The organism is Pseudomonas sp. GL-RE-26 (assembly GCF_019956275.1).
Lineage (GTDB): Bacteria > Pseudomonadota > Gammaproteobacteria > Pseudomonadales > Pseudomonadaceae > Aquipseudomonas > Aquipseudomonas grandcourensis.
The window spans coordinates 66797-74391 of sequence record NZ_JAHBDI010000025.1; the positions used below are offsets into that span (position 1 = coordinate 66797).

The following is a 7595-nucleotide window of genomic DNA, read 5'->3' on the forward strand; positions in this document are numbered from 1 at the left end:
GAGTACCCGCTGTTCCGGCGCGGTATTGATCGACCCTCCCCAACGGAAAAACCGGTAAGGAATTTATGTGCGGATTAGCTGGCGAGTTACGTTTTGATCAACAACCTGCAGACCTTGCAGCCATTGAACGAATCACCCATCACCTGGCCCCCCGCGGCCCCGACGCCTGGGGCTTTCATAGCCAAGGGCCGGTTGCCCTGGGCCATCGACGCCTGAAAATCATGGACCTGTCGGACGGCTCGGCACAGCCGATGATCGACCCGCAACTGGGCTTGTCCCTAGCCTTCAACGGGGCGATCTACAACTTTCCGGAACTGCGCGCGGAACTTGAAAGTCTGGGTTACGCCTTCTATTCCGGTGGCGATACCGAAGTGCTTCTAAAGGGCTATCACGCTTGGGGCGAAGCCTTGCTGCCAAAACTCAACGGCATGTTTGCCTTTGCCATTTGGGAGCGCGATGCCCAACGCCTGTTCATCGCCCGCGACCGACTCGGCGTGAAACCGCTGTACCTGTCGCGCACCGGCCAGCGCCTGCGCTTCGCCTCAGCGCTGCCGGCATTGCTCAAGGGTGGCGACATCAACCCGATCCTCGATCCCGTGGCGCTCAATCACTATCTGAATTTCCACTCCGTGGTCCCGGCACCTCGCACCTTGCTGGCGGGCATTGAAAAACTGCCGCCGGCCACCTGGATGCGCATCGAAGCCGATGGCCGCACCGAGCAGAAAACCTGGTGGACCCTGCCCTATGGCCCTCACGCCGATGAGCAGAACCTGAGCCTCGAAGACTGGCGAGACCGTGTGCTCGACAGCACCCGCGAAGCGGTAGCGATTCGTCAGCGTGCAGCGGTCGATGTCGGCGTGCTGCTGTCCGGGGGTGTCGACTCGAGTTTGCTGGTGGGCTTGTTGCGGGAAGTCGGCGTGGACAATCTGTCGACCTTCTCCATCGGCTTTCAGGATGCCGGTGGCGAGCGTGGGGACGAGTTCCAGTATTCGGACCTGATCGCCCGGCACTACGGCACGCAGCATCACCAACTGCGTATCGAAGAAAAGGAAATCATCGAACAACTGCCCGCCGCGTTCCGCGCCATGAGCGAACCGATGGTCAGCCATGACTGCATCGCCTTCTACCTGTTGTCCCGGGAAGTGGCCAAACACTGCAAAGTCGTCCAGAGCGGCCAGGGCGCCGATGAACTGTTCGCCGGTTACCACTGGTATCCGCAAGTGGACGGCGCGAGTGATCCGTATGCCGCGTACCGCGAAGCGTTTTTCGACCGCAGTTATGACGACTACGCCGCCACTGTGCAACCGAAATGGCTGACCGCGAATGACGCCGCCGGTGACTTCGTCAAAGCCCATTTTGCCCAGCCCGGTGCCGATGCGGCGGTGGACAAGGCCTTGCGTCTGGACAGCACGGTGATGCTGGTGGACGACCCGGTCAAACGGGTCGACAACATGACCATGGCTTGGGGCCTGGAAGCGCGCACGCCGTTTCTCGACTATCGCCTGGTGGAGCTGTCGGCACGGATTCCGGGGCGTTTCAAACTCCCGGACGGTGGCAAGCAAGTCTTGAAAGAAGCTGCGCGACAAGTGATTCCCAGTGAAGTGATCGACCGCAAGAAAGGTTACTTCCCGGTGCCGGGCCTCAAGCATTTGCAGGGCGATACGCTGGAATGGGTGCGCGAGTTGCTGCTCGATCCCAGCCAGGATCGCGGCCTGTTCAACCCCGCGATGCTCGACCGTCTGCTGACTGATCCACAGGGGCAACTGACACCGTTGCGCGGCTCCAAGCTGTGGCAATTGGCGGCCCTCAACCTGTGGCTCAGCGAACAAGGAATCTGACCGATGAAACCTCACGCCACGGCTATCAGCCAACGCCTGTTGCGCGGCCAGTCGCCTTCCTACGAACGCTTGCAGGCACGCCTTGCCGAGGATGGCGGTGAACTTGGCGGGGCGCCGATTGCCGTGCATTGCGGCTGGGGCCGCTTGCTGATTGGCCACACCTTTGCCGATGCCGCGAGCCTGGCCGGGGAGTTGCTCAACGAGCAGCCCGGCGAGCGGGACATTGCCCTGTACGTCGCCGCGCCCCAGCAAGTACTGGGGCTGGAGCCGACGCAACTGTTCCTCGACCCGTCCGATACCTTGCGCCTGTGGTTCAGCGACTACCGTCAGGCGACCCAGGTGTTTCGCGGTTTTCGCATTCGACGCGCGCAAAGCGATGCCGACTGGCAGGCAATCAACCAGCTGTACCAGGCCCGCGGCATGTTGCCGACCGATGCCACCCTGCTGACGCCGCGTCATCTGGGCGGCCCGGTGTACTGGCTGGCCGAAGACGAGGACAGCGGCGCGGTCATCGGCAGCGTCATGGGCCTCAACCACCACAAGGCCTTCAACGATCCGGAAAACGGCAGCAGCCTGTGGTGCCTGGCGGTCGACCCGCATTGTGCGCGGCCGGGTGTCGGTGAAGTGCTGGTGCGGCATTTGATCGAACACTTCATGAGTCGCGGGCTCGCCTGCCTCGACCTGTCGGTGCTGCACGACAACCGCCAGGCGAAAAGCCTCTACGCCAAGCTCGGTTTTCGCAACCTGACGACCTTCGCCATCAAGCGCAAGAACGGCATCAATCAGCCGCTGTTTCTCGGGCCCGGCCCGGAAGCCGCGTTCAACCCCTACGCTCGGATCATTGTCGAGGAAGCACACCGTCGTGGCATCGATGTGCACGTCGATGACGCCGACGCCGGGATGTTCACCCTCAGCCATGGCGGGCGCCGGGTACGCTGCCGCGAATCCCTGAGCGACTTGACCAGCGCCGTCAGCATGACCCTGTGCCAGGACAAAAGCCTGACCCACAAAGTGCTCAAGGCTGCCGGATTGAACCTGCCGGCGCAGCAACTGGCGGGTAACGCCGATGACAACCTGGCCTTCCTCGATGAACACCAGCGCGTGGTGGTCAAGCCACTGGATGGTGAACAGGGCCAAGGGGTGGCGGTGGATTTGCGCACCATCGAGGAAGTGCAGCAAGCCATGGAAGCCGCTCGCCACTTCGACAGCCGCGTACTGCTGGAAAGTTTCCACGAAGGCCTGGACCTGCGCATTGTGGTGATCGGCTTTGAAGTGGTCGCCGCCGCCATTCGCCGGCCGGCCGAAGTGGTCGGCGACGGCCAGCACTCCATCGGTGCATTGATCGAAGCCCAGAGCCGCCGGCGACAAGCGGCCACGGGCGGCGAAAGCAAGATCCCGCAGGACCAGGAAACCCTGCGCACCTTGCGTGCAGCCGGATACGGCTACGACAGCATTCTGCCGGCCGGTGAGCACCTGTTCGTACGGCGCACGGCGAATCTTCATACCGGCGGCGTGCTTGAGGATGTCACGGCGATCCTGCACCCGACGCTGGTGGATGCAGCGGTACGGGCCGCGCGGGCACTGGACATTCCCATGGTCGGTCTCGACCTGATGGTGTCCGCCGCTGACCAGCCGGACTATGCATTTATCGAAGCCAATGAACGGGCCGGGCTGGCCAACCACGAACCGCAGCCGACGGCGGAGCGGTTTGTGGATCTGTTGTTTCCATACAGCCAGCCGGTGGTCTCTTAGCCATGTGTTGTCTGGACTGATGCTATCGCGCGCAGGCTCGCTCCCACCTTTGATCGCGTTCCCCCTGTAGGAGCGAGCCTGCTCGCGAAGGCGGCCGTATAGGCGATAACCAATCAGGAGTTTCCATGACCTGCAAAATCCCCGAACCGGACCTCGGTTACCTGCAAAAAGTGCTGCTGGAAATGCTCGCCATTCCCAGCCCCACCGGGTTCACCGACACCATCGTGCGCTACGTCGCCGAACGTCTTGAAGAACTGGGCATTCCCTTCGAGCTGACCCGTCGCGGCACCATCCGTGCCACGCTCAAGGGCAAGAAGAACAGCCCCGACCGCGCCGTTTCCGCCCACCTGGACACCATCGGCGCGGCGGTGCGTGCGGTAAAGGACAACGGCCGCCTGAGCCTCGCGCCCGTCGGCTGCTGGTCCAGCCGTTTTGCCGAAGGCAGCCGGGTCAGCCTGTTTACCGACAATGGCGTGATCCGCGGCAGCGTCCTGCCGCTGATGGCTTCCGGGCACGCGTTCAATACCGCCGTGGATGAAATGCCGATCAGTTGGGATCACATCGAATTGCGCCTGGACGCTTACTGCGCCACCCGTGCCGACTGCGAATCGCTGGGCATCAGCGTCGGCGATTTCGTCGCCTTCGACCCGCTACCGGAGTTCACCGAAAGCGGCCACATCAGCGCCCGTCACCTCGACGACAAGGCCGGGGTGGCCGCGCTGCTGGCCGCGCTCAAAGCCATTGTCGACAGTGGCGAAGAGCTGATGATCGACTGCCATCCGCTGTTCACCATCACCGAGGAAACTGGCAGCGGCGCGGCGGCGGCTTTGCCCTGGGACGTCAGTGAATTCGTCGGCATCGACATCGCACCGGTCGCGCCTGGCCAACACTCCAACGAGCACGCGGTGAGCATCGCGATGCAGGATTCCGGCGGCCCCTATGACTATCACCTGTCGCGCCACCTCTTGCGCCTGGCCAGCGACAACGAGTTGCCGGCACGCCGGGACCTGTTCCGCTACTACTTCAGCGACGCCCATTCGGCGGTGACCGCCGGCCACGACATTCGCACCGCCCTGCTCGCCTTCGGCTGCGACGCCACCCACGGTTACGAGCGCACCCACATCGACAGCCTCGCCGCCCTGAGCCGCCTGCTCGGTGCGTATATCCTCAGCCCGCCCGTGTTTGCCAGCGATGCACAACCGGCCAAGGGCTCACTGGACCGCTTCAGCCATCAGCTCGAACATGACACACAGATGGAAAGCGATACGCGAGTGCCGTCGGTGGACAGCCTGGTGGGGCAACGGTCGGAGAACTGATCCAGGATCTTCATCGCCAGGTATACCGCTATCGCGAGCAAGCTCGCTCCCACAGTTGATCGGTGGTGAACACTAATATCCGGTCCGCCGCTGAACCCTGTGGGAGCGAGCTTGCTCCGGGCGGCGTTCCGACGATGGCGGCGGATCGGACAACATAAAACGACCAAACTAGCGGCAATCTCGCATTCGCCGTAGCATCGCGCCATTGATCCAACCGAGGTGCCTATGCTGATCCCCTACGACCAACTTCAAGTCGACACCCTCACCCGCCTGATCGAGGATTTCGTGACCCGCGACGGCACGGACAATGGTGACGACACCCCCCTGGAAACCCGCGTACTGCGCGTGCGCCAAGCGCTGACCAAGGGCCAGGCACTGATTGTCTTCGACCCGGAAAGCGAGCAATGCCAACTGATGCTCAAGCACGACGTACCCAAGCACCTGTTTGACTGAAGTCTTCAGCGTCCCTTGGTCTTCGCCAGTTTGTTCTGGATGCGTTCGTAGATTTCGCAGCGGTGCACATTGACGTCCTGAGGCGCTTCGACGCCAAAGCGAATGTTGTTTCCGTTGATCGCGAGAACGCGCACGGTAATGTTGTCACCGATGGAAATGGTTTCGCCCACAACGCGAGTGAGTACGAGCATGAAGAGTGTCCTTCAGGGGTTTCTGGCCCTTGAAGATGCCCGGCCCGCCGTACGCCTACAATGCTCCGACAGCAAACCAGACCGGACTGACAGCCCTTGGCGCACACCACTTACGGAAAGGTCTGACAGGCCGGTTGAATGTAGGGCCGATCTGTCAGGACGCGGAGAATCGCGGCCCGAACAGAATGATGCTCGCGCCGATCACACACAGCGCCACACCGAGCCAGTCCGAACCCAGCGGACGAATCCGCTCGACCACGGCCAACCAGCCGATTGAGGCAATGATGTAGATGCCACCGTAAGCGGCGTAGGCGCGGCCGGCGTAGGTGGCTTCGATCCGGGTCAGCAGCAGGGCGAACAGGGTCAGGCTCAGGAGCGCCGGCACCACCCACCACATGCTTTTACCCTGGCGCAGCCACATCCAGAAGGCAAAGCAACCGGCAATTTCGAACAGCGCGGCGAGGAAAAACCACAGGTAATTGAGCATGCAAGCGTCTCGCGAGGATGGCCGATGGCGGCCACCCTAACCACAGCGTTGCCTGCGGGCAAGATCAGCTTGCGGATTGCCTGGCCTTGACGCGCATTTTGTCGGCCATGACGGTCATTTCGTTGTAGAGCAATTGCGGGTTCTTCTGCTTGATCGCCCAGGCCATGCGCCCCTGCTCGTGGGGCAGAATCATGAACTCGCCGGCGGCGACCTGCCGATAGATGTAGTCGGCGATGTCGGCGGCGCTGATGGGCGAGCTTTCCAGCAACTTGCCGACCTGGGCTTTCATGGCCGGGGTCGGGCCACGAAAAGAGTCCAGCAGGTTGGTCTGGAAGAACGACGGACACACCACATGCACGCCGACTTCCTGATGCGCCAACTCGATCAGCAGGCTTTCGGACAACGCCACCACGCCCGCCTTGGCCACGTTGTAGTTGCTCATCGCCGGGCCTTGCATCAGCGCGGCCATGGACGCGATGTTGATGATCTTGCCTTTGCTTTTTTCCAGCAGTGGCAGGAACGCCTTGCAGCCCTTGACTACGCCCATCAGGTTGATCGCAATCTGCCAGTCCCAGTCCTCCAGGGACAACTCACTGAAGAACCCGCCAGACGCTACACCCGCGTTGTTGACGATGACATCGATGCCACCGAGTTTGACTTCGCAGGCTTGGGCGAACGCTGTCAACTGGCTGTAATCGCGCACGTCGCAGCGCTGGATGAAACCGTCGCCGCCCGCTTCGCGGACCAACTTGAGGGTTTCCTGCAAGCCGGGCTCGCTGACGTCCGACAAGGCCAGTTGCCAGCCTTCACGCGCCCAGCGCAGCGCGATTTCGCGACCCAGGCCAGAGCCTGCACCAGTGATCATCATGCGATTTTGCATAGCAAACAGCCTTGTTGTTCTCGGAAGATGCACCGAGTGTAGCGAAGGAAATTGCCCGACCCACGCTCCATCAGATTGCTGAATGGCCCGAGCAAACTGCGGGAGCGTCTGACGCAATTAAGGCAACTACAAAAGAAATAAGAACCCGTCCGAAATACTTCAAAAAAACTTGGAATTTTCCTGCAAGCGCAAGAGTCGGATTTTTAAGCAGCTCGAATTTACTTCAGTCCCACTGACCTTGATTGGCATGGTCAATCCACTGCATTTTCGACAAGGAAACAGACATGGGCACAATACTGATCATCATTCTGATCCTGTTACTGGTCGGTGGTTTACCGGTCTTCCCGCACTCCAGAAGTTGGGGTTACGGCCCGTCCGGAATCATCGGCGTCGTATTGGTGGTGCTGTTGATCCTGCTCTTGCTCGGCCGAATTTAAATATCTGCCAGGCAAAAAAAGAGGCCCTTGAAGGGTAATGCCGATCAGTTAAGCCTCATTGCTTGACCTTTGGCCGCAAGAAATCAAAATCCGATGCCTGAATAGGCATCGGATTTTTTTATGCGTCTGGCTCGGGCACTGGAACTGACCCACAACTTCGTCTCGACTCCCAATTCCCTCGAGGGATTGGACTCGTTGCTTGATCCATCGCTGGTCGAACAGGCCTTGGAACAAGCCGGTG

General features: G+C 61.1%; 8 protein-coding genes. 5 read left to right on the forward strand and 3 right to left on the reverse strand.

The window, feature by feature from the left end:
- The first annotated feature begins 65 nt into the window (after nucleotides 1-65).
- The 4 genes from KGB07_RS17315 to KGB07_RS17330 all read left to right on the forward strand — a co-directional run bounded on the left by KGB07_RS17315 (nucleotide 66) and on the right by KGB07_RS17330 (nucleotide 5359).
- Nucleotides 66-1838 carry an N-acetylglutaminylglutamine amidotransferase gene (locus KGB07_RS17315; RefSeq protein WP_223466065.1) on the forward strand — a complete coding sequence of 591 codons (1773 nt, stop codon included), beginning with the start codon at nucleotides 66-68 and terminating at the stop codon, nucleotides 1836-1838.
- Nucleotides 1839-1841: 3 nt separating this feature from the next.
- On the forward strand, nucleotides 1842-3590 hold the full coding sequence (gene ngg, locus KGB07_RS17320; protein ID WP_223466066.1) for an N-acetylglutaminylglutamine synthetase: 1749 nt from the start codon (nucleotides 1842-1844) through the stop codon (nucleotides 3588-3590).
- A 125-nt stretch (nucleotides 3591-3715) separates the two neighbouring features.
- A complete protein-coding gene (locus KGB07_RS17325; RefSeq protein WP_223466067.1) occupies nucleotides 3716-4906 on the forward strand; it encodes an osmoprotectant NAGGN system M42 family peptidase in 1191 nt (396 codons plus the stop codon).
- 225 nt (nucleotides 4907-5131) lie between these two features.
- The gene (locus tag KGB07_RS17330) at nucleotides 5132-5359 is read left to right on the forward strand and encodes a YheU family protein (RefSeq protein WP_008017754.1); all 228 of its coding nucleotides are present in this window, start codon (nucleotides 5132-5134) and stop codon (nucleotides 5357-5359) included.
- Nucleotides 5360-5364: 5 nt separating this feature from the next.
- Here KGB07_RS17330 and csrA read toward each other — a convergent pair whose 3' ends face one another.
- From csrA to KGB07_RS17345, 3 genes are all read right to left on the reverse strand, one after another.
- The gene (gene csrA, locus KGB07_RS17335) at nucleotides 5365-5550 is read right to left on the reverse strand and encodes a carbon storage regulator CsrA (RefSeq protein ID WP_046042574.1); all 186 of its coding nucleotides are present in this window, start codon (nucleotides 5548-5550) and stop codon (nucleotides 5365-5367) included.
- A 154-nt stretch (nucleotides 5551-5704) separates the two neighbouring features.
- Nucleotides 5705-6037 (reverse strand): YnfA family protein, encoded by a 333-nt coding sequence (locus KGB07_RS17340; protein ID WP_008004345.1) that lies wholly within the window; start codon nucleotides 6035-6037, stop codon nucleotides 5705-5707.
- Nucleotides 6038-6101: 64 nt separating this feature from the next.
- A complete protein-coding gene (locus KGB07_RS17345) occupies nucleotides 6102-6917 on the reverse strand; it encodes an SDR family oxidoreductase (protein WP_046042573.1) in 816 nt (271 codons plus the stop codon).
- Between the two features lie 284 nt (nucleotides 6918-7201).
- On the opposite strand from KGB07_RS17345, the gene KGB07_RS17350 reads away from it, so the two are divergent.
- Nucleotides 7202-7354, forward strand: coding sequence for a DUF3309 family protein (locus KGB07_RS17350; RefSeq protein ID WP_046042572.1), 153 nt, complete (start codon nucleotides 7202-7204; stop codon nucleotides 7352-7354).
- The last annotated feature ends 241 nt before the right edge of the window (nucleotides 7355-7595 follow it).